Genomic DNA, 21,106 nt, shown 5'->3' with positions numbered 1-21,106 from the left:
CCCGCCGCCCTTCAGCTTTTCACCAGCTCGCGCACAGCGGCCAGCTGGCGGCGCGACACCGCCAGCAGCTCGTCGACGCCCTTCAGGCGCACCGCCCAGCCCTCGCCCTCTTCCGGGTCGAAATGCTTTTCCAGCGCCCGCACAGCGCGTCGGGCGATGAGGGCGTTGCGGTGGATACGGAAGAAATGCTCCTTGTACCGCTCTTCCACGTCGTTGAGGGAACCGTCCAGGATGTAGCTGCGCGCCGCCGTGCGCACCGTGAGGTACTTCTGCTCCGCCTTGAAATAGATCACCTGCTGCAGCGGCACGCGCTCGGTCCGGCCGCGCTCCTGGATGACCAGCATTTCCTGCGGCAAATCGGCATCCAGCCCGCGTGAGAACTGCCTGAGCCGCTCCACTTTTTGTAGCGCCTGCTGCAGGCGTTCCAGCCGCACCGGCTTGGTCAGGTAATCCAGTGCCTCCAGCTCAAAGGCTTCCACCGCATGTTCGGCATGGGCCGTGACAAAAATCAGCGCGGGTGCCTCTGCCATGGTTTGCAGGGTGCGCGCCAGGGCCAGGCCATCGGCACCGGGCATGTGAATGTCGAGCAGCGCGACGTCAAAATGCTGGCGCTGCAGCAGCTCCATGGCCTGCACGGCATTCGCTGCCTCGCCGGCCAGGGCCAGCAGAGGGGATTTGCAGTCCGCCAGCAGCGTGCGCATGCGCGCGCGCGCCAGTTGCTCGTCGTCCACCACCAAGACCTGGAGCACGCCGGTCGGCGTAGGGAGCGCGCTCACAGCGGCACCTCGATGCGGACTTGGTACACGCCATCTTTCAATCCGCTGCGAAACTGGCCCTGTACATCGTGCAGCAGCCCCAGGCGGTCACGCACATTGCGCAGCGCCAGGCCATGGCCCTGCGTGCCCTGGCCCGCCGGAACCGTATTCGTTACTTTGATCAGCACCGTAGACCCCCGAAGTTGGGTGGATATTTTCACCTGCGCGCCCGTTGCACTGGGTTCCACGCCGTGTAGCACGGCATTTTCCACCAGCGGCTGCAGCAGCAGGGACGGCAGGCGAGCCGCATCGGCCGCCGGGTCCAGCGCCCATTGCACCCGCAGCCGGTCACCAAAACGCACCTGCTCGATGGCCAGGTAGCGCTGCGCCAGGGCAATTTCCTCGCCCAGGGTCACGGACTCCCCCGCGTCCTTGAGTGCGTGGCGAAACAGGTCGCTCAGGTCCTCCAGCAGCATCTCGGCCTTGGCGGGCTCGGCCCGTACGAGGGCGATGGCGCTGTTGAGCGTGTTGAACAGGAAATGCGGGCGGATGCGCGACTGCAATTCGGCCAGGCGCGCCGAGGTGTCGGCCGGCATGCGGCCCTTGGCCCGCATCACCAGCGCCGCCACCAGAATCGCCGACAGCAGCGCCCCGGTGCTGGCGCTGGCCACCCAGGGCGGCACCTCCAGCAGGCCGGTGACGGCCAGCATGGCGCACCCGTACAGGCCCGCCAACGTGCCCAACACCACGCCCACCGCATACTGCAGCAGGGGCGCCACGCGGGCCAGCAGGCGCTTGCTGGCGCACGCCGTCAGCAGCCAGACCAGGGTCGCGGGCAGCGCCGCGCCGGTCACCAGCGAGACCCGCAGCACCCAGTCCATGAAGCCCGCCGAGGCAAACGTTGCCCCCACAGCCACTGCCAGCTCCACAAACAGTACCGCACGCAGCACCACCCCCGTCTGGCAGGCGTCAAACACCAAAGCCGGCACCTGCGGCGGCGCAATGGGGTCCAGCCCGGAGATGGGATCCTGGAACGCCGATAATATTTGGGTGTCTTTCATGAAACCGGATTTTGACTCCATTACCTGCATCGCTCCCCATGTCACAAAACCAACTCGATAAAAAATCCCAAGCGTGGTCGGCCCTGTTCTCGGAGCCCATGAGCGATCTGGTCAAGCGCTACACCTCCAGCGTGTTTTTCGACAAGCGCCTGTGGCAGGCCGACATCACCGGCAGTCTGGCCCACGCCGAGATGCTGGCTGCACAAAAGATCATCGGCGCTGACGACCACGCCGCCATCGTGCGCGGCATGGCGCAGATCACGGCCGACATCGCGTCCGGCGCCTTCGAATGGAAGCTGGACCTGGAAGACGTGCACCTCAACATCGAAGCCCGCCTGACCCAGCTGGTGGGCGACGCCGGCAAGCGCCTGCACACCGGGCGCAGCCGCAACGACCAGGTCGCCACCGACGTGCGCCTGTGGCTGCGCGGCGAGATCGACCTGATTGGCGAGTTGCTGGTGGACCTGCAGAAATCCCTGGTAGACATTGCCGAGAAGAATGTGGACGTGATCCTGCCCGGCTTCACCCACCTGCAGGTGGCCCAGCCGGTGAGCTTTGGCCATCACATGCTGGCCTACGTGGAAATGTTCAGCCGCGATGCCGAACGCTTCGCCGAGGTGCGCGCCCGCACCAACCGCCTGCCCCTGGGGTCAGCCGCCCTTGCGGGAACGAGCTACCCACTGGACCGCGAGCGCGTGGCCCGCACCCTGGGCATGGTGGATGCCACCGGCAACCCGCAGGTCTGCCAGAACAGCCTGGACGCCGTGAGCGACCGCGACTTCGCCATCGAGTTCACCGCCGCTGCTTCCCTGTGCATGGTGCATGTGAGCCGCATGAGCGAAGAGCTGATCCTGTGGATGAGCCAGAACTTCGGCTTCATCAAGATTGCCGACCGCTTCACCACGGGCTCGTCGATCATGCCGCAGAAGAAAAACCCCGATGTGCCCGAACTCGCGCGCGGCAAGACCGGCCGCGTGGTCGGTCACCTGATGGGCCTGATCACCCTGATGAAGGGCCAGCCCCTGGCCTACAACAAGGACAACCAGGAAGACAAGGAGCCGCTGTTCGACACCGTGGACACCCTGAAGGACACGCTGCGCATCTTCAGCGAAATGGTGGGCGGCCAGCTCAACCCCGTCACCGGCCAGAAGGAAGGCGGCATCACCGTCAACCCGGTTCCCATGGAACAGGCGGCACTCAGGGGCTACGCCACCGCCACCGACCTGGCCGACTACCTGGTCAAGAAGGGCCTGCCCTTCCGCGATGCGCACGAGGTGGTGGCCCACGCGGTGAAAGCCGCCACCAGCCACCAGGTGGACCTGTCGGAACTGCCCTTGAGCGTGCTGCAGGAGTTCAACCCCGGCATCGAGAAAGACGTGTACGAGTGCTTGAGTCTGCGCGGCTCGCTCAACGCCCGCAGCACGCTGGGCGGCACGGCACCCGCGCAGGTGCTGACGCAAATCGCGCGGCACCGGGCACGGCTGGCGTAAAGCCCCATTCCCGTGGGGCTAACAGCGGCCGGTTTTTATTCCATGATTCACAGATGGAAATGAGGGAGACGTCGGTGTTTCACTCTGTGGCGCCACGAACCGACCGCTGACAGAGGCGGCCCAAAGCCGTTTTCAAATCGGCTACGCTTGCGCATTCCAGGGAGGAATCAAAGTGGGGCACACCATCATCCGAACATGCGCTGCGCTGCTGGCTGCAGCCGCTTTGCAGGCACAGGCATTCCAGGTCACCAGCCTCTCACCGCAAGGCGAAGTCGCCCGTATCCGCCAGGTGGTGGTCAAGTTTGACGACAGTGCCGTCAGTTTTGGTGACCCCAAGGCCGAGGCGCCGCTGACCCTGGCCTGCAGCGATGCGCAAGTGACCAAAGGCTCCGGCCGCTGGGTGACGGACCGCGCCTGGGCCTTTGAGTTCGAGAACGACCTGCCGCCCGGTGTTTCCTGCCGCCTGAACCTGCGTTCAGGCCTCAAATCGGCCAAAGGCGCAGAGCTGACGGGCGCACGCAGCTACCAATTCAATAGCGGCGGCCCCTTTGTGCAAAGCCTGCAGCCCTACTCCGGCAACCGGATTGACGAGGAACAGTACTTCACCCTGCGCCTCAATGGCCCCGCCACCTTGGCCAGCGTGCAAGCCAACGTATGGTGTTCGGTGGAAGGCCTGGGCGAGCGCGTGGCGGTGCGCCTGATTGACGGCAAGGACCGCGCCGCCCTGCTCCAGGCGCAGGGACTGGAGGCCGCAGCGGCCAAGGCGCCCCTGGCCATCGTGACCCTGGCTTGCAACCGGCGCCTGACCCCTTCCGCCAAAGTACAACTGGTGTGGGGCACAGGGGTGCGCACGCCCGCGTCGGGCAGCAATGCCCTTGGCGTGGCCAACTCGGTGGAAAAACGCTTTGCCTTCCAGGTGCGCGAGCCTTTTGCCGCCACCTTCACTTGCGAACGCGAAAACGCCCAGTCGGCCTGTCTGCCGATCCGCCCCATGCACCTGGGCTTCAATGCCCCGGTGGCGGCCAAGCTGCTGGAAGCCATACGCCTCAAAGCCGGCAAGAATAGCTACAAGCCCACACTGGACGGCGCCAGCGACGCGTCCGATGACGAAGACCATGTGCTCAACGGCGTGACCTTCAACGCCCCCTTCGCCGAAGAGGCGCAGTTCACCCTGGAGCTGCCCAGGGGCTTCAAGGATGCCTCCGGCCGCACGCTGCGCAACGCCGACAGCTTTCCGCTCAAGCTGGCCACCGGAGCCATGCCGCCGCTGGCCAAGTTTGCTGCGGCGCCCTTTGGCATCGTGGAGCGCTTTGCCGAACCCGATGGCGTGGCCATGCTGCCCGTGACCCTGCGCAATGTGGAGACCGCTGCGGCCGGCAAGGTCAGCGACTTCGCGCCCACAACAGACGCTGACATCATTGCCTGGTTCGCAAAAGTCCAGCGCTACGATAATTTTTCCGTATCCCGCCGCAAGGCTGCGCAGGACGTAAAGGGCCCTCTGCCCACGGCGCTGGAGTCTCAGGACCGGGAGTATGTGCAAAGCCGCATGCTGTCACTGCTGCAAGGCCAGAGCGGCGTCAAGACACTGGATCTGCCCAAACCCGTCAGCGATGACCCGCGCCCGTTTGAGGTGGTGGGCATCCCCCTCACGCCGGGCTTTCATGTGCTGGAAATTGCCTCGCAGAAGCTGGGCAGCTCACTGCTGGACGCACGGTACGGCGCCGGCCGCACCATGTACGTCCGCACCTCCACCCTGGTCACCAATCTGGGCGTGCACTTCAAGCTGGGCCGCGAGAACGCGCTGGCTTGGGTGACCACGCTGGACAAGGGCAAGCCCGTGCCCAACGCCGTGGTGCGCGTGTCGGACTGCCGGGGCCGGGAAGTTGCCACCGGCAGCACCAACGCACAGGGCATTGCCACACTCACGGGCGTGTCACCGCAGGCCCCGGTCTGCAACAGCGAGTACAACTACACCCGCGCCTACTTTGTCAGCGCCCGCGCCCCGCAACCCGCCAGCGACGGCAAGGGCACGGTGGACGACATGGCCTTCACCTGGAGCGACTGGAATCGCGGCATTGAACCCTGGCGCTTCAACCTGCCCACCAGCCAGACGGTGCAGCCCGACGAGCGCGCCCACACCATCTTTGACCGCACCCTGTTCCGGGCCGGCGAGACGGTGTCCATGAAGCACATCCTGCGCACAGAAACATCGCAGGGTTTTGGACTGGCACCGCAGCAACCGGCCACGCTGGCGATCACCCATGTCGGCAGCGGCCAGCAATACACCCAGCCACTGGTCTGGCGCAAGACCGCCACCGGTGGTCAGAGCGCAGAAAGCAGCTTTGCCATTCCACCTGGCGCCAAGCTGGGCGTCTACCAGGTGGAACTGCGGAGCGCTGATGCGCGGCACAGCAACTTCTACACCGGCCAGTTCCGCGTCGAGGAGTTCCGCCTGCCCGTGCTCGAAGGCCGCGTCACGCCCGCCGACAAAAAGGCGCTGGTGAACGTGGCGGCCGTGCCGGTGGACGTGCAAATCAACTACGTGTCCGGTGGCGGCGCAGCCAACCTGCCGGTGCGTGTGTCGGCCCTGGTGCGCGGCAAGACCCTGAACTACGCCGACTTTTCCGAATTCAGCTTCCAGAGCCCACGCGGCCAGCGCGGGACCACCAGCGAAGGCGAGGAAGAATTCAACGCCGGGCAGGACGCCCGCGTGATTGCCGACAAGCTGCCTCTCAGCCTGGACCGCAATGGCGCCGGCAAGGTCACGGTAGACAAGGTGCCCGCCAGCCGCCAACCGCAGGACCTGTTGCTGGAAGCCACCTACTCCGACCCCAACGGCGAGGTACAGACCATCCGCAGCACGCAAACGCTCTGGCCAGCCGCCGTGGTGGCCGGCATCAAGACCGAGGGCTGGGTCAGCTTGTCCGGTGGGCGCAGCCAGAAAATCAAGTTCCAGGCCCTGGCGCTGGACCTCTCCGGCAAACCGCAGGCGGATGTGGCACTGGACGTGAAAGCCACGGCCCGCATCGTCACCACCACGCGCAAGCGCATGGTGGGCGGCTTCTATACCTACGACAACAAGACCAGCGTCAAGGAGCTGGGCAGCGTGTGCAGCGGCAAGAGCGATGCGCGCGGCCTGCTGCTATGCGAAACATCGCTGAGTGAGCCGGGTGAAGTGGAGTTGGTGGTGACCGCCAAAGACAGCAGCGGCAACAGCATCCAGGCTGCCAGCAGCGTGTACGTCACCAAGCAAGGCGAGCTCTGGTTTGGCGGCGAGAACACCGACCGCATCGACCTGCTGCCCGAGAAGAAGAGTTACCAACTCGGCGAGACCGCCAGGTTCCAGGTGCGCATGCCCTTTCGCTTTGCCACGGCCCTGGTGTCGGTGGAGCGCGAAGGCATCATCGAAACCCGGGTGGTGCAACTCAACGGCCAGGACCCCACCATCGAGCTCAAGATCAAGGAGGGCTGGGGGCCCAATGTGTACGTGAGCGTGCTGGCCCTGCGCGGGCGCCTGCGCGAGGTGCCCTGGTACAGCTTCTTCACCTGGGGCTACAAGGCACCGCGCGAGTGGTGGACCAGCTTCTGGTACGAGGGACGTGAGTACGTGGCACCCACCGCCCTGGTGGACCTGAGCAAGCCCGCCTTCCGTTTGGGTGTGACCGAAATCCGCGTGGACACCAAAGCCCACCAGCTGGATGTGCGCGTGAAAGCCGACAAGGAAAGCTATGCCGTGCGCAGCCAGGCCAAGGTCACCATCCAGGTAAAGCTGCCCAACGGCCAGCCTGCGGCGAATGCCGAAGTAGCACTGGCCGCCGTGGACCAGGCCCTGCTGGAACTGATGCCCAACACCAGCTGGGACCTGCTGGGCGCCATGCTGCAGCGCCGCGCCTGGGGGGTAGAGACGTCCACCGCGCAAATGGAAATCATCGGCCGGCGCCACTATGGCCGCAAGGCCGTGGCAGCCGGTGGCGGCGGTGGCCACAGCGGTGCGCGTGAGCTGCTGGAGACCCTGCTGCTGTGGAACCCCAGCGTAAAGCTGGACGCCAATGGCAGCGCCACCGTGACGGTGCCGCTCAACGATGCTCTCACCACCTTCAAGATTGTGGCCGTGGCCGACGCGTCCACCGGCCTGTTTGGCACCGGCAGCACCAGCATCCGCGCCACGCAAGACTTGCAGATCATCAGCGGCCTGCCGCCACTGGTGCGCGAGGACGACCGGTACCGCGCGCAATTGACCCTGCGCAACACCACCAAACAGGCCATGAAGGTGCTGGTGACACCGCGCGCCACGCTGCTGGACCTGAAGCCCCAGACCGTGGACATTCCTGCGGGTGACGCCCGTGAAGTGGCCTGGAGCGTAACGGCCCCGGCGCAACTGGCACAAAGCCGCTTTGAATCCATCCTGTGGGAGATCGAGGCCAAAGACACCATCAGCGGCGCCAGAGATGCGCTCAAGGCACGCCAGCGCATCATCCCCGCCGTACCGCTCACCGTGCAGCAGGCGACGCTGGTGCAGATTGACGGTCCGCTCACGCTGGACGTAAAAGCCCCCGCCGACGCGATCCCGGGTCGGGGTGGTTTGAAAATGTCGCTGCAACCCAAGCTGGCCGAAGGCTTGCCGGGCGTGAAAGACTGGTTTGCCAACTACCCCTTCGCCTGCCTGGAGCAAAAGACCAGCAAGTCGGTCGGCCTGCGCGACGGCAAGCTGTGGCAGACCGTTGCCACGCAAATCCCGAGCTACCTGGACAGCGATGGCCTGGCCAGCTACTTCCCGCCGCGTGATGGCGAGGCCGGCCATGGCAGTGACACCCTCACCGCCTACCTGCTGGCCGCAACGCATGAGGCCGCCAGCCTCAACCCGGCGTTTGCGCTCAGCGACGAAGTGCGTGCCCCCATGGAGCGCGGCCTCATCGCGTTTGTGGAAGGTCGCATTCAGCGCAAGTTCTGGAGCCCGCGCAACGACCTGGATGTGCGCAAGCTCGCCGCCATCGAAGCCCTGTCGCGCTACGGCAAGGCGCAGGGCCGCATGCTGGGCAGCATTACCCTTGCGCCCAACCAGTGGCCCACCCACGCGGTGATCGACTGGCTCAACATCTTGAAGCGCGTGACCGATGTGCCCGACCGTGACAAGCGCATCGCCGAAGCCAACCAGATCCTGCGCAGCCGCATCAGCTACCAGGGCACCAAGATGATCTTCAGCAGTGAGAAGGACGATTACTGGTGGTGGTTGATGCAAAACGGCGACGTGAACACCGCACGCCTGATCCTGGCCGTGCTGGACGACCCGGCCTGGAAGGACGACATGGGCCGCCTGGCCAACGGCTTCATCAGCCGCCAGCAGAACGGCGCCTGGCACACCACCACGGCCAACCTGTGGGGCGGCCTGGCACTGGAGAAATTCAGCGCCAAGTTTGAAGCCGTGCCGGTGGCGGGCAGCACCAAAGCCAGCATGGGCACTGGCAGTGCGAGCGTCGACTGGAGCAAGGTCGAGCGCATCAAGACGACCGATACGTCGGGTGCCGCCCACCAGACCACCTGGTTCGGTGCACCCGCTGCGCCGGGCAACCTGAAGAACAACAGCATGTTCTTGCCTTGGAGCAATACGGCAGCCAAAGACACACTCAACGTGACCCACCAGGGCGCAGGCAAGCCCTGGCTCACCTTGCAGTCGGTGGCGGCCGTGCAGCTCAAGGCGCCCTTCTCCGCCGGCTACCAGATCAAGAAAACCATCACCCCCGTCGAGCAAGCCAACAAGAGCCTGCCCGCTGGCAGCTACACGCGCGGTGACGTGCTGCGCATCAGCATCGAGGTGAACGCCAGCGCCGACATGACCTGGGTGGCCATCACCGACCCCGTGCCCGGCGGAGCGACGATTCTGGGCAGCGGCCTGGGCCGCGACAGCGAGATCGCCACACAAGGCGAAAAGAAAGAAGGCTATGGCTGGGCCGCGTTTGAAGAACGCAGCTTCGAATCCTTCCGCAGCTACTACCAGTACCTGCCCAAGGGCGTGGTGAAGATGGAATACACCATCCGCCTCAACAACGTCGGGGAGTTTTCGCTGCCGCCTTCACGGGTGGAAGCTTTGTACGCGCCGGAAATGTTTGGGGAATCACCGAATGCGAAGGTTAAGGTCGAGTGAAGCCTCCTTGAAACGCAGACCTTCGAGCATGGCCACGAGAGATTGTTGAATGTCTGTCAACGCTTCGTGCACGTCGGCATCCGACGCAGGCAGCGAATCCATGCCGCCATACAGCGCACCCAACACGATGCGCGCCAGCCGCTCCGCATCGTGCCCCGCAAAAATGCCATGCACCTGCAACACGTCGATCTGGGCGCGCATGGCGCCAAGCCCCTGGCGCTGCCGGATGTCGCCCCACACCTGCGCACCCAGCACAGCGGGCGCATCCACCAGCATCAGGCGACGTAGCGGCGCGTTGGTACCGGCTTGCAGCACTGCGTTGATGGAGGCCAGAAACGCATCCCATGGCGAACCGCCCGCCTCCACAACAGCAGTGCGCGCGGCCAAGGCCTGCTGCACCAGCTGCGCATCCACCTGTTCCACCACTGCGGCAAACAGGCCTTTTTTGTCACCGTAATGGTGGTACAGCGCGCCTACGGTCACGCCGGCATCGGCGCAGATGCTGCCCACCGGTGCTTTCTCAAAGCCTTGCTCGCTGAACCAGCGCAGCGCAGCCATTTGCAGCGCGGCCTGCGTGGCGCTGGCGTTTTCCTTGCGACCGTCACGTTTGGTGGGAGTTTCAGTCATGGGTAACGTGGGCGACAACCGTTTTCTTTACAAACATAACGAGATTATGTATTCTCTGTCCCACCTTATCAACCGGACGCTTCCATGCACATTGCCGCCCAAGTCCTCATCGCCGTGGTCTGCCTGATCCACGTCTACATCTTCCTGCTGGAAACGGTGCTGTTTGAATCGCGCGGGGTCAAGGTGTTTGGCATTCCGCAAGCCGAAGTGGCCATGCGCAAAGCGGCCATGTCCAACCAGGGTTGCTACAACGGCTTTTTGGCCGCCGCCCTGCTGCTGGGCCTGCTGTACCCCGACCCGGCGATCGCCAAGGCCTTTGCCACTTTTGGCCTGGCCTGTGTGGCGGTGGCGGGCATCTGGGGCGCAGCCACAGTGATGGTGCGCATTCTGTACATCCAGACCGTACCCGCCATGCTGGGATTGGCGGCGCTCTACGTGCTGTAAAGCACCACCCCGGCTGACCAAACGGCTTAGACCAGCGTACCCAGCGCCGCCGGCGAAAAGTCCGACAGCTCAGCCATGCGCCCGTCGCGCACCTTCAGCGCCCAGTCCGGGTCGCTGATCAGCGCGCGGCCCACGGCCACCAAGTCGAAGTCGCCGCGGTCAAAGCGGCGCAGCAGTTCGTCCAGCGACGCAGGCTTGGAGCTCTCGCCACCAAAGGCGGCGATGAACTCACCGCTCAGACCCACCGAGCCTACGGTAATGGTGGGGCGGCCGGTGAGCTTCTTGGCCCAGCCGGCAAAGTTCAAGTCCGAACCATCAAACTCCGGCTCCCAGAAGCGGCGTTGCGAGCAGTGGAAGATGTCGGCACCCGCATCGGCCAGGGGCTGCAACCAGGCGGCCATTTCGTCGGGCGTCTGCGCAATGCGGGCCGCGTAGTCTTGCTGCTTCCACTGCGAGAGGCGGATGATGACGGGGTAATCTGGCCCTACCTCGGCGCGCACGGCTTTCAAAATCTCGGCAGCAAACACGCCGCGCGCTACCAGGTTGCCACCGTATTTGTCGGTGCGCTGGTTGGTGCCGTCCCAGAAAAATTGGTCGATCAAATAGCCGTGCGCGCCGTGCAGCTCGATGCAATCAAAGCCCAGGCGCTTGGCGGCGCCGGCGGCTTTGGCAAAGGCGGCAATCGTGTCGGCAATGGCCGCATCGGTCATGGGCTCGCCAAACGGTTTTCCGGGGCGCGATAGGCCCGAGGGCGAATCGACCGGTGGCGGCGCTGTCCAGTCGGTATTGCGGTTGCGCGCTGCGCCCACATGCCAAAGCTGGGGCGCCATCACGCCGCCTGCGCCATGCACGGTGTTGATCACGTGCTGCCATGCGGCCAAGGCGTCGTCGCCCCAAAAGTGCGGCACATTGGGGTCATTGGCGGCGGACGGGCGCTGCACCACGGTGCCTTCCGACACGATGAGGCCCACGGCGGCGGCGGCCCGCTTGCGGTAATACTCACTGACCTTTTCGGTGGGCACTCCGTTGGGCGAAAACGACCGTGTCATGGGTGCCATGACAATGCGGTTGGCAAGGTGCAAGCCCTTGAAGGAAAACGGTTGAAACAGCGGCGCAGCGTTGGACATACAGGCAGGAATGGAAAAGTTGCAGATGGAACCAGTTTACGGGGCCCAGCCCAGCCAATGCGGCTGCAAGGTCACCAAGGCTACAGGCCTGGCCGTGGTGCGCGCGCCAGCAGCACGGCGCGGCATGGCCGGCTCCGCTGCTATATTTTTGCTAGCTGTTTGCGCAGTTTCCACGGGAGCTGCAACCACTTTCAATGAAGTAAAGGCAGCCTATCGATCATCTGAAACCTTGATTTTGGACCGCAGCGGCACCCTGCTCCACCGCCTGCGCACCGACGCCAGCGTGCGCCGTGGCCAGTGGGTGGCGCTGGCCGATATGTCGCCGGCGCTGCGCACGGCACTGGTGCTTTCGGAAGACCGCCGTTTTTTTGAGCACAGTGGGGTGGACTGGCAGGCCGTCTCCAGCGCGGCGTGGGCCAACCTGTGGAACAGCAAGACACGCGGTGCCTCCACCATCACCATGCAGCTGGCAGGCTTGCTGGACGACGATTTGAAGCGCGGCTCAAACGGACGCAGCGTGGTACAGAAGCTGGGACAAACACTGTCGGCCAAGAACCTGGAGCGCGGCTGGCGCAAAGACCAGATCCTGGAGGCCTACCTGAACCTGGTGCCGTTTCGCGGTGAGTTGGTAGGCATAGACGCCATGAGCCAAACCCTGTTTGGCAAGTCCGCCCACGGGCTGGACCACAGCGAGGCCGCCATTGCCACCGCGCTGGTACGCGCGCCCAACGCCAGCCCCAACCAAGTGACACAGCGCGCCTGCAGCGTGCTCAAAACCCTGGAGCCCGGTACCGCCCGCTGTGACGCGCTAGACCTGCTGGTCACCAGTGCGCTGCAACGGCGCGACTTTGCGGCCAGCGAAGGCATTGCGCCGCACGTGGCACGGCAGTTGGTACGCAACGCCCTGTCCGCCTCTCGTCCCGCACCGCCCACCATCACCACCGCGCTGCGCGCACCGCTGCAGCGCTTTGCAGTGCAAACACTGCAGCAACACCTGCGCGAGCTCGCCGGGCGCCACGTGGAAGACGGCGCGGTGGTGGTGCTGGACAACGCCACGGGCGAGGTGCTGGCCTGGGTCGGCTCGTCGGGCGAACTCAGCGGTGCAGCCGAAGTCGATGGCGTCGCCGCGCTGCGCCAGCCCGGCTCCACGCTCAAGCCTTTCTTGTACGGACAGGCGATTGCCGAGCGGCGCATCACCGCCGCGTCGCTGTTGGAAGACTCCAGCGCGCAAATTCCCACCAGCGGCGGGCTCTACATTCCGCAAAATTACGACCGCCAGTTCAAGGGCTGGGTATCGGCCCGCACCGCGCTGGCGGCTTCGCTCAATGTACCCGCCGTGCGCACGCTGGTGATGGTGTCGCCCGATGCCTTCCACAAGCAACTCATCAAGTTTGGGCTGCCGCTCAGGGAAAGTGGCGACTACTACGGCTACAGCCTGGCGCTGGGCAGTGCCGAGGTCTCGCTACTCGACCTGGCCAACGCCTACCGCGCCCTGGGCAACGGCGGGCGCTATAGCCCTACATCACTGACGCCCAACGCCAAGCCCACATGGCGCGCGGCTCTGGACCCACGCGCCGCCTTCATCGTGGGCGATGTACTGTCTGACACCAACGCCCGGGCCCGCACTTTCGGCACCGACAGCGTGCTGGCTACGCGCTTCTGGAGCGCGGTCAAAACCGGTACCAGCAAGGACATGCGCGACAACTGGGCGCTGGGCTGGTCGCAGCGCTACACCGTGGGCGTATGGGTTGGCAACGCCAGCGGCGCGCCCATGTGGGACGTGAGCGGCACCACCGGTGCCGCACCCATCTGGGTCGCGGTGATGAACTACCTGCACCAGACGCAGCCCAGCCGTGCGCCCAAGCCACCGGTGGGCGTGGTGCAAAAGCCGGTACAGTTTGCGGCCAACACCAGCGCCCCGTCCTCCAGCGCGCCCAACACCGAAGCACCGCGCAGTGAGTGGTTTATCAATGGCACCCAGCAGGCCAGTTTTGCTATGGATACAGGAGCTACTCACGCAGGCTCCATGCGGGTTGCAGGCCAAAAAGACATGAAAAATGGCGTAGCACCCACTGCCCGCATCACCACACCCGCCAACGGGACCATCATCGCGCTGGACCCCGACATCCCGCCCAATCGCCAGCGCCTGAGCCTGCAGGCCGAAGGCGCCAACCTGCGCTGGCTAATGGACGGCAAGCCGCTGGCGAAAGGCCCCAGCGCCCAATGGCTGCCTTGGCCGGGGCGGCACCTGATCCGGCTCACCAACGCGCGGGGTGAGGTGCTGGACGAAGTGCGGCTGGAAGTACGGGGCGCAGGGGTTCTCCCCATCGAACCGCCCCGTCCCTCGAGAAAGACGGGCACGAAGCCCTGAGCCTGCGCGGCTCACCGAACGCGGCTGGCGTGATCAGCTGGCCTTGACGGCCAGCACGGGGCAGGAGACGGTCAGCAGGATCTCCTGGGCGACGCTGCCCAGGATGAGTTTCCCCACCGGGGAGCGTTTGCGCAAGCCAATGATGAGCACATAGGGCTGCAGGGCTTCGACCAGGGCGTTAATTTCCTCCACCGCATTCATGCCCCGCACGAATTTCTTGAATTCGGCGTCCAGGCCAGTGTTGCGCAGCAGCTCCTCCACCCGCTCCACGTCCTGCGCATCGGACAGCGAATCGTCGTCCTTTCTGCCGCCAGGACCGGCGTTGACCACCATCAGACGCTCATTGCGGCGTTTCGCAATTTCAATGCCCTTGTCCAGCGCCGCTTGCCCTTCGGGGCGGGGTGCATAAGCTACGAGTATGGTCATACGGGTGTTTCCTCTGGTTGTTTGAACGAGCCTACCAAAACCGCCAGAGCGGGTCAAATCCTGCCCGCACAACCGCCGCTGACTCCCCGGGCGGCACTTGCAATCTGGCGGGCAGATGACTAAGGTTATGCCAGAGTGATCGACGGAAAAGGAGGCAAATATGTCTGGCTACCCCGTTGTGGAACAGGATGGCTGCTATGCATCCGTATCAACCCAGAAGGAACCCACGGGCCGGTGGATGTCTTGGGTGCACTTTGAACGCGACAGCGACTACGCCCGCTTGAAAAACCATGCCGGCGCACCCCAGCGGGTGCCCAACGACTACCCTACCGAGGAAAAGGCCGTGCTGGCGGCCTATGAATTTGCCCGTGAGTTGATCGCCAAGGGACAGGCGGCGCCGCGGGCCTGAGCCGCGGCGGGGTTCCCGGTCAGGCCGCCAGCTTCCTGCCGCCCTGCCCACGCCGGGACACCCAGAACATGCCGCAGGCAATGGCCACCAGGACGGTCACGTAGAACAGCAGCTGCATGCCGGCCGGTTGCGGGTCGTAACCCATCAGTCCGTGCAGCAAGGTGCCCACGGCCGACGATTGCGACAACACGGCCGACGTGTCCCACAGCGGCGCGCCCAGGCTGGGCAACAGGTCCGCCTGGATCAGGAAGCGCGCTGCCTGCGACGCCATGCTGGCGGCCAGCAACAGTACGAGAATGCCGGTGATCGAGAAGAACCAGCGCAAGGGAATGCGCAGCAAGCCGGCGTACAGCAACGCCCCCACCAGCACACCCGCAGCCAGTCCGCTTGCGCCACCCGCAATGGTGGTGCGCAGACCGCCCTCGCCGCTGGTGGCCAGGCTGTAGAGGAACAGGACCGTTTCAGACCCTTCCCGCAACACCGCCAGTGCCACCACGATGAAAATGACCGACCGCGTCCGCGTTCCCTCGCTGACGGCACGCGCGGCGTTTTGTGCCTGCGCCGCCATTTCCCTGCCGTGGGCAGACATCCAGATGTTGTGCCACGCCAGCATGCCCACGGCCAGCGCGAGCACACCGGCCTGAAACAGCTCCTGCCCCATCCCGCTGGCCAGGTTGGAAATCGCCTCCATGCTGGAGGCCACCAGGGCGGCGCCGACCAATCCGGCTACCACCCCCCCGACGATCCAGCGCGCGCGCTGGGGAATGCCCCGCGTGGCCGCGACCATGATGCTGATGATCAGCGACGCTTCCAGCGATTCACGAAAGACAATGAGGGCAGCAGCAAACATGGCGGTTCGGTTTCCGTGGTTTATTCGACGATGATCGTGCCTTGGGCGGCTGCCTCGGTCTCGTGGTATTCCTCGACGAAGGGGTAACGGCCGGGTTTCAGGGGGCCCAGTTTGATGGTGGTGCTGGCGTTGCCCGGGATCACCTTCTCGCGCCCCAGCGGCTTGCTTTCAAACTCGGCCGGCGTGGCGTCCTTGTTGACCACCACCAGCAGGACCTTCTTGCCGGCAGGCAGCTTGATTTCCTTGGGTTCAAACGCGTGGTTCTGGATGGTGAGCGTGAATTCGTCCGGGGCCGCAACCGCATGGCCGACAACAAAAGACAGCAGGGCAATGGACAAAAGGCGTTTCATGGTTCGATCCTGTTGATTAAAAACTCAATGATAATGATTCTCATTGAATGATGCAAGTATCCCGGAAAATCCGTAGTGCCATTAATTTCCAGACCCAATCGGCTGATGTCACGCGGGAACCCTCCGCCTTCCCCTACCATCTAGCCCTTACAGGAGACAACCATGCCCGTGATCACCAACATCGAAGACCTGCGCGTGCTCGCCCAGAAGCGCGTGCCCCGCATGTTCTACGACTACGCCGACTCCGGCTCGTGGACCGAAAGCACCTACCGTGCCAACGAAAGCGATTTCCAGAGCATCAAGCTGCGCCAGCGCGTCGCCGTGAACATGGAAAACCGCAGCACCGCCACAACCATGATCGGCCAGAAAGTGGCCATGCCGGTGGCCATTGCCCCCACGGGGCTGACCGGCATGCAGCATGCCGACGGCGAAATTCTGGCAGCCCGCGCCGCCAAGAAGTTTGGTATTCCCTTCACGCTGTCCACCATGAGCATCTGCTCCATTGAAGACGTGGCCCAGGAAACCGGTGGCCATCCGTTCTGGTTCCAGCTGTACGTGATGAAGGACCGTGACTTCATCGAACGCCTGATCGACCGCGCCAAGGCCGCCAACTGCTCCGCACTGGTGCTCACGCTGGACTTGCAGATTCTCGGCCAGCGCCACAAGGACCTGAAAAACGGCCTCTCGGCTCCGCCCAAGCCCACGCTGGCCAACATGGTCAACCTGGCCACCAAGCTGCGCTGGTGCATGGGCATGCTGGGCACCCGGCGACGCCAGTTCGGCAACATCGTGGGCCACGTCAAGGGCGTGGACGACATGGGCAACCTGGGCGCCTGGACCGCCCAGCAGTTCGACCCGGCACTGAACTGGGGCGACGTGGAGTGGATCAAGAAACGCTGGGGCGGCAAGCTCATCCTCAAGGGCATCCAGGACGTGGAAGACGCCAAGCTGGCCGTGGCCAGCGGTGCCGATGCGCTTATCGTGTCCAACCACGGCGGACGCCAGCTCGACGGCGCAGAGTCCTCCATCCGCGCCCTGCCCGCCATCGTCGATGCCGTGGGCCAGCAGATCGAGGTCCACATGGACGGCGGCATCCGTAGCGGCCAGGACGTGCTCAAGGCCCGCGCCCTGGGCGCCCAGGGCACCTACATTGGCCGGGCCTTCCTGTACGGTCTGGGCGCCATGGGTGAAGAAGGTGTGACCAAGGCACTGGAGATCATCCACCGCGAACTGGACCTGACCATGGCCTTTGCCGGCCATACCCAGATCGAAACCGTGGACAAGCGCATTCTGCTGCCCGGAACCTACCCCACCTGAACCAGTAGCAGCATGTCCCTACCCGAAAACCTTTCAGTCCCCCCCGCTGCCGCAACCCCGGTGACATGCGGCGTGAGCGCCTGGTGGCGCGCCACCGCCATCGGCAGCCTGCTGGCCCTGGCCCTTGGCGTTGCCACCAGCATGAGCATGTTCGAGCAGTTCAAGGCGCAGATCCAGCACCTGCAAGTCAAGCTCAAAGACACGTCGCAAATCAAATACATTGCCGTGCTCAATGACGACAAGCACGCGCCGGCCATGCTGGTCACGCTGGACCCGCACGAAGGCGCCCTGCAGATCCAGCGCCTCAACGCCGTGAGCGAAGGCCGCGAAGACAGCATGCAGCTGTGGGCCCTGCCGGCCAGCGGCCAGCCGCGCTCGCTGGGCGTGCTGGAGAGCAAGGGCAAGACCCTGCGCCTGAGCGCCAATGACGCCACCCTGGCCAACGTGTCCCAGCTGGCCATCAGCGTGGAGGACAAAGGCGGTGTCCCCGAGAGCCGCGGGCCCCGCCTGCCCTATCTGTTCAAGGGAACGGTGGTGCAAAAAGCACTGTGAGCCTGCCGTGGTGAACGCCTCTGCGCCGCCGCCGGCCCGCCGCATTGCCCACCTGGACATGGACGCGTTCTACGCGTCGGTGGAGTTGCTGCGCTACCCGCAGCTCAAGGGGCTGCCCGTGGTCATTGGCGGAGGGCGCCGCCGGCTGGACGACGCCCTGCTGGCCGCCTATGCCGACGTGCCGCTGCACAAGATACCGGTCGACCGGTTTCCCACCCTGCAGGGGTACGCCGGCCGCGGCGTCATCACCACCGCGACCTATGCCGCGCGCCAGTTCGGCGTGGGCTCTGCCATGGGGTTGATGAAGGCCGCCAAGCTGTGCCCGCAAGCCATTCTGCTGCCGGTGGACTTTGACGAATACCGCAAATACTCGCGCCTCTTCAAAGGCGTCATCACCGAGATCGCGCCGCTCATGGAAGACCGCGGCGTGGACGAGGTCTACATCGACTTCACCGAAGTCCCCGGCGGCCAGCGCGAGGGCGGTCGCGTGCTGGCGCGGCTGCTGCAGAAAAGCATTTTTGACGCCACCGGCCTGACCTGCTCGGTCGGCGTCGCCCCCAACAAGCTGCTGGCCAAGATGGCCAGCGAGTTCAACAAGCCCAATGGCATTGCCATCGTGCAACCGGACGATCTGCAGACCCTGATCTGGCCCCTGGCCTGCCGCAAGATCAACGGCATCGGCCCCAAGGCGGACGAAAAACTCCGAAGCTTTGGGATCGAGACCATCGGCCAGCTCGCAGCCCGCGACCTAGCCTGGCTGATGCAGACATTTGGCCCCAAGACCGGCGCCTGGCTGCATGACGCGGCCCACGGCCGCGACAACCGCCCCGTGGTGCTGGAGAGCGAACCCGTGAGCATGAGCCGCGAAACCACGTTTGACCGCGACCTGCATGCCGTGCGCGACCGGGCGGAACTGGGCGCGGTATTCACCCGCCTGTGCGAGCAGGTGGCGGCCGACCTGCAGCGCAAGGGCTACGTAGGCAAGACCATCGGCATCAAGCTGCGCTACGACGACTTCCAGGCCGTGACGCGCGACCTGACGGTGGACCAGTACACGGCGGACGCCCAAACCATTCGCCGCGTGGCCGGCCAGTGTCTCAAGCGCGCACCGCTGCAGAAGAAACTGCGGCTGCTGGGCGTGCGGGTGGGCGCCCTGCTGCCTGCAGACGCGGTATTGAATTCCGATAAAAATCGGGGTTCACCCCTCGTGAAACCTGCGCAGACAGCTATCCATTCAGGAGCAGACGACCCGCTGACCGGGCAGCTTTTCTAGCCCTTGCACGCCTCGCCTCACTGCACAAGGATGGCATCCTGGTGGTTGGCGATGTGCAGGGTGTGGGCCAGGGCAAAGTCGGCGCGGCTGAGCGCCCCGTAAGCGAAATGCGGCGCCAGGGGGCCAGTATGGCCCTGAAAGCGCTGCACCGCCGTGCGAAGGCGGACCACGCCGGGCTTCCAGTCACTGCCCTGGGGCAAGGCGGGCGCTCCCGGAATGGGCTCCGTCAAGCCGTGGCGCATGCGCCCGCGCCAGCGAAACACGGCAAAAGCCGCAGCGCCCAGCGTGGACTGGAACAGTGCGCTTTTGGGTTGGGGAAAACCATCGATGCTCATGTCGATGCTCTGGGCCATGTGCTCCAGCACCGCCGGCATCGTCCATTCACTGGTGCTTTGCACCTGTCTGGCGCGCTCCAGACGGTCAAGCCATTGCAATACGTCGTCCAGCGACTGCACCTGGTGGGCATCGGCCATAGCGCCTCCTGTCAATAAGCTACCTTGCACAACCAAAAAATCTCGGCGTTTCATGGGACCGATGATAGGTGCCTTCCCATCACCCGGGCCGTGCGGTTTATTTTGCGTTCCAGCTTGAAAATCACTTACATCGAACTTACAGTTCAACCCCACGATAGGAGGTTGCCATGGTTCCACAGCTCCTGCAGGCGGTTCCCTTGTCCGAGCTTCACCGCATCCGACGATGGCACGTGGCGCATGCGCACGACCACCCGCTGGAGTACCAGCTGTGGGACGCCGTGCTGACCTCCTGGCTCATGGGGTGGGTGGGCTGGCTGCCCACCTGGGCGCTGGATGCCTGGTGGGCCGCAGTGCCCTGCGTGCTGGGCATGCTCGCGCCCGGCCTGTACGTGGGCTGGCGGGCCCGCGCCCACGCCCAGCATCGCCTGCGGTGCGACTGGCTGCGGGTGCCCTAGGTGACTGGCGGGCCCGCCGGCCTGCATTACAGTCGGCCGCATGAACACACCCGCCACACCACTCACCTGCTTTTCCCTCACCACGGAAAACCACGTGGCCCATCTGGTGCTCAACAAGCCCGAGGCCATGAACACCATGCACCCGACCTTCTGGCGCGAGCTGGACGCGGTGCTGACGCAACTGCACCTGGAAGGCGCCGCCCGCGCGCTGGTCATCAGCAGCACAGGCAAGCACTTCAGCGCCGGCATGGCGCTGGACACCTTTGCCGGCGCCATCCAGATGGACGACCAGAGCCCCGAAGGCCGGGCGGCCGTGTTTGACCTGCTGACCGACATGCAGGCAACCTTCACCAAGCTGGAGACCTTGCGCGTCCCGGTCATTGTGGCCATCCAGGGGGGCTGCATCGGCGGCGCGGTGGACATGGTCAGCGCCTGCTGCATCCGCTACGCCACGGAGCAGACCTTCTTCTGCATCCAGGAAATCAACATCGGCATGGTGGCCGACGTGGGCACGCTGCAACGCCTGCCCAAGCTCATCCCCCTGGCAGTGGTGAAGGAACTGGCCTACACCGGCCGGCGCATGCCCGCCAGCCAGGCCCTGCAGTACGGGCTGGTCAACGCCGTGTTCGACACCGAGGACGCCATGCTGCAAGCCGCCCTGCAGTGCGCGCGGGAGATCGCCTCCAAACCCCCGGTGGCCATCTGGGGCACCAAGCAGGCCCTGCATTACGCCCGCGACCACGCGGTGGACGACGCGCTCAAGCAGATGGGCTGGCTGCAGGGCGCCATCTGGAGCAACCGCCACGTCATGGAAGCCGTCATGGCCATGAAGTCCAAGCGCCCTGGCGATTTCCCGGCGCTGACGCCCCTGCAGCCGTTCAAGGACATCGGCGCCTGAAGCCCGGGCGACAACGCCCGCTGCAACGCCTTATCCCCCGTTCGGGGGATAGAAAAAAAGGGAGATTCGTGGTGTGATGCAGGCGT

18 protein-coding genes are annotated in these 21,106 nt (G+C 64.8%); 10 read left to right on the top strand and 8 right to left on the bottom strand.

All coding sequences use genetic code 11. The annotated features are described in order from the left end of the window. Nucleotides 1–11 precede the first annotated feature (11 nt). Both AC1Q5W_RS09725 and AC1Q5W_RS09720 read right to left on the bottom strand, forming a co-directional pair. Complete coding sequence (locus tag AC1Q5W_RS09725; RefSeq protein ID WP_492645423.1) at nt 12–776, bottom strand: LytR/AlgR family response regulator transcription factor; 765 nt, start codon at nt 774–776, stop codon at nt 12–14. Then, nucleotides 773–1,816 (bottom strand): histidine kinase, encoded by a 1,044-nt coding sequence (locus tag AC1Q5W_RS09720; protein ID WP_492645422.1) that lies wholly within the window; start codon nt 1,814–1,816, stop codon nt 773–775. The genes AC1Q5W_RS09725 and AC1Q5W_RS09720 overlap by 4 nt, the downstream gene beginning before the upstream one ends. Nucleotides 1,817–1,854: 38 nt before the next feature. Between AC1Q5W_RS09720 and argH the strand changes: the two genes are divergently transcribed. Together argH and AC1Q5W_RS09710 are read left to right on the top strand one after the other, a co-directional pair. Next, a complete protein-coding gene (argH, locus tag AC1Q5W_RS09715) occupies nt 1,855–3,306 on the top strand; it encodes an argininosuccinate lyase (RefSeq protein WP_492645421.1) in 1,452 nt (483 codons plus the stop codon). 172 nt (nt 3,307–3,478) lie between these two features. Further along, entirely contained in the window at nt 3,479–9,448 is a 5,970-nt protein-coding gene (locus tag AC1Q5W_RS09710; protein WP_492645420.1) for an alpha-2-macroglobulin family protein, read from the top strand. Here AC1Q5W_RS09710 and AC1Q5W_RS09705 read toward each other — a convergent pair. After that, nucleotides 9,419–10,075 carry a TetR/AcrR family transcriptional regulator gene (locus AC1Q5W_RS09705; protein ID WP_492645419.1) on the bottom strand — a complete coding sequence of 219 codons (657 nt, stop codon included), beginning with the start codon at nt 10,073–10,075 and terminating at the stop codon, nt 9,419–9,421. The genes AC1Q5W_RS09710 and AC1Q5W_RS09705 overlap by 30 nt on opposite strands. Before the next feature lie 84 nt (nt 10,076–10,159). On the opposite strand from AC1Q5W_RS09705, the gene AC1Q5W_RS09700 reads away from it, so the two are divergent. Beyond that, nucleotides 10,160–10,519 carry a DUF1304 domain-containing protein gene (locus AC1Q5W_RS09700; protein WP_492645418.1) on the top strand — a complete coding sequence of 120 codons (360 nt, stop codon included), beginning with the start codon at nt 10,160–10,162 and terminating at the stop codon, nt 10,517–10,519. Between the two features lie 26 nt (nt 10,520–10,545). On the opposite strand, the gene AC1Q5W_RS09695 is transcribed toward AC1Q5W_RS09700, so the two are convergent. Beyond that, entirely contained in the window at nt 10,546–11,646 is a 1,101-nt protein-coding gene (locus AC1Q5W_RS09695; RefSeq protein WP_492645417.1) for an NADH:flavin oxidoreductase, read from the bottom strand. Nucleotides 11,647–11,770: 124 nt separating this feature from the next. Here AC1Q5W_RS09695 and pbpC point away from each other — a divergent pair, with 124 nt between their 5' ends. Then, nucleotides 11,771–14,017, top strand: coding sequence for a penicillin-binding protein 1C (gene pbpC / locus AC1Q5W_RS09690; protein ID WP_492646168.1), 2,247 nt, complete (start codon nt 11,771–11,773; stop codon nt 14,015–14,017). Between the two features lie 33 nt (nt 14,018–14,050). Here pbpC and AC1Q5W_RS09685 read toward each other — a convergent pair whose 3' ends face one another. Next, nucleotides 14,051–14,443: a universal stress protein gene (locus AC1Q5W_RS09685; protein WP_492645416.1), complete on the bottom strand. Its 393-nt coding sequence runs from the start codon at nt 14,441–14,443 to the stop codon at nt 14,051–14,053. Nucleotides 14,444–14,603: 160 nt separating this feature from the next. On the opposite strand from AC1Q5W_RS09685, the gene AC1Q5W_RS09680 reads away from it, so the two are divergent. Further along, nucleotides 14,604–14,852, top strand: coding sequence for a DUF6566 family protein (locus AC1Q5W_RS09680; protein ID WP_492645415.1), 249 nt, complete (start codon nt 14,604–14,606; stop codon nt 14,850–14,852). A gap of 19 nt (nt 14,853–14,871) precedes the next feature. Here AC1Q5W_RS09680 and AC1Q5W_RS09675 read toward each other — a convergent pair whose 3' ends face one another. Continuing rightward, the gene (locus tag AC1Q5W_RS09675) at nt 14,872–15,702 is read right to left on the bottom strand and encodes an FTR1 family iron permease (RefSeq protein ID WP_492645414.1); all 831 of its coding nucleotides are present in this window, start codon (nt 15,700–15,702) and stop codon (nt 14,872–14,874) included. 20 nt (nt 15,703–15,722) lie between these two features. Continuing rightward, the gene (locus AC1Q5W_RS09670) at nt 15,723–16,052 is read right to left on the bottom strand and encodes a cupredoxin domain-containing protein (RefSeq protein WP_492645413.1); all 330 of its coding nucleotides are present in this window, start codon (nt 16,050–16,052) and stop codon (nt 15,723–15,725) included. Nucleotides 16,053–16,214: 162 nt separating this feature from the next. On the opposite strand from AC1Q5W_RS09670, the gene AC1Q5W_RS09665 reads away from it, so the two are divergent. The 3 genes from AC1Q5W_RS09665 (at nt 16,215) to dinB (ending at nt 19,194) form a co-directional block, all read left to right on the top strand. Next, nucleotides 16,215–17,369, top strand: coding sequence for an alpha-hydroxy acid oxidase (locus AC1Q5W_RS09665; protein WP_492645412.1), 1,155 nt, complete (start codon nt 16,215–16,217; stop codon nt 17,367–17,369). 72 nt (nt 17,370–17,441) lie between these two features. After that, a complete protein-coding gene (locus AC1Q5W_RS09660) occupies nt 17,442–17,921 on the top strand; it encodes an anti-sigma factor (RefSeq protein WP_492645411.1) in 480 nt (159 codons plus the stop codon). Nucleotides 17,922–17,979: 58 nt separating this feature from the next. Continuing rightward, on the top strand, nt 17,980–19,194 hold the full coding sequence (dinB, locus tag AC1Q5W_RS09655; RefSeq protein ID WP_492646167.1) for a DNA polymerase IV: 1,215 nt from the start codon (nt 17,980–17,982) through the stop codon (nt 19,192–19,194). A 17-nt stretch (nt 19,195–19,211) separates the two neighbouring features. On the opposite strand, the gene AC1Q5W_RS09650 is transcribed toward dinB, so the two are convergent. Further along, nucleotides 19,212–19,667 (bottom strand): DUF1569 domain-containing protein, encoded by a 456-nt coding sequence (locus tag AC1Q5W_RS09650; RefSeq protein WP_492645410.1) that lies wholly within the window; start codon nt 19,665–19,667, stop codon nt 19,212–19,214. Between the two features lie 167 nt (nt 19,668–19,834). Here AC1Q5W_RS09650 and AC1Q5W_RS09645 point away from each other — a divergent pair, with 167 nt between their 5' ends. Both AC1Q5W_RS09645 and AC1Q5W_RS09640 read left to right on the top strand, forming a co-directional pair. Further along, on the top strand, nt 19,835–20,122 hold the full coding sequence (locus tag AC1Q5W_RS09645; RefSeq protein WP_492645409.1) for a hypothetical protein: 288 nt from the start codon (nt 19,835–19,837) through the stop codon (nt 20,120–20,122). 40 nt (nt 20,123–20,162) lie between these two features. Further along, the gene (locus tag AC1Q5W_RS09640; protein WP_492645408.1) at nt 20,163–21,020 is read left to right on the top strand and encodes an enoyl-CoA hydratase-related protein; all 858 of its coding nucleotides are present in this window, start codon (nt 20,163–20,165) and stop codon (nt 21,018–21,020) included. Nucleotides 21,021–21,106: the final 86 nt, after the last annotated feature.

The sequence above is a fragment of the Rhodoferax sp. MLSD5-FHT05B10 genome (assembly GCF_058793415.1).
Note: the sequence above shows the minus strand (reverse complement) of the source record. Positions and strands in the feature narration are given on the sequence as shown.

Bases quoted from the DNA above. Each gene is read 5' to 3' on its own strand.
- AC1Q5W_RS09670 (WP_492645413.1), bottom strand. From the start codon at position 16,052: ATGAAACGCCTTTTGTCCATTGCCCTGCTGTCTTTTGTTGTCGGCCAT.
- AC1Q5W_RS09695 (WP_492645417.1), bottom strand. From the start codon at position 11,646: ATGTCCAACGCTGCGCCGCTGTTTCAACCGTTTTCCTTCAAGGGCTTG.
- dinB (WP_492646167.1), top strand. From the start codon at position 17,980: ATGGACGCGTTCTACGCGTCGGTGGAGTTGCTGCGCTACCCGCAGCTC.
- AC1Q5W_RS09705 (WP_492645419.1), bottom strand. From the start codon at position 10,075: ATGACTGAAACTCCCACCAAACGTGACGGTCGCAAGGAAAACGCCAGC.
- AC1Q5W_RS09720 (WP_492645422.1), bottom strand. From the start codon at position 1,816: ATGAAAGACACCCAAATATTATCGGCGTTCCAGGATCCCATCTCCGGG.
- AC1Q5W_RS09645 (WP_492645409.1), top strand. From the start codon at position 19,835: ATGGTTCCACAGCTCCTGCAGGCGGTTCCCTTGTCCGAGCTTCACCGC.
- AC1Q5W_RS09700 (WP_492645418.1), top strand. From the start codon at position 10,160: ATGCACATTGCCGCCCAAGTCCTCATCGCCGTGGTCTGCCTGATCCAC.
- AC1Q5W_RS09675 (WP_492645414.1), bottom strand. From the start codon at position 15,702: ATGTTTGCTGCTGCCCTCATTGTCTTTCGTGAATCGCTGGAAGCGTCG.
- AC1Q5W_RS09650 (WP_492645410.1), bottom strand. From the start codon at position 19,667: ATGGCCGATGCCCACCAGGTGCAGTCGCTGGACGACGTATTGCAATGG.
- AC1Q5W_RS09665 (WP_492645412.1), top strand. From the start codon at position 16,215: ATGCCCGTGATCACCAACATCGAAGACCTGCGCGTGCTCGCCCAGAAG.
- AC1Q5W_RS09685 (WP_492645416.1), bottom strand. From the start codon at position 14,443: ATGACCATACTCGTAGCTTATGCACCCCGCCCCGAAGGGCAAGCGGCG.
- argH (WP_492645421.1), top strand. From the start codon at position 1,855: ATGTCACAAAACCAACTCGATAAAAAATCCCAAGCGTGGTCGGCCCTG.
- pbpC (WP_492646168.1), top strand. From the start codon at position 11,771: ATGGCCGGCTCCGCTGCTATATTTTTGCTAGCTGTTTGCGCAGTTTCC.
- AC1Q5W_RS09680 (WP_492645415.1), top strand. From the start codon at position 14,604: ATGTCTGGCTACCCCGTTGTGGAACAGGATGGCTGCTATGCATCCGTA.
- AC1Q5W_RS09640 (WP_492645408.1), top strand. From the start codon at position 20,163: ATGAACACACCCGCCACACCACTCACCTGCTTTTCCCTCACCACGGAA.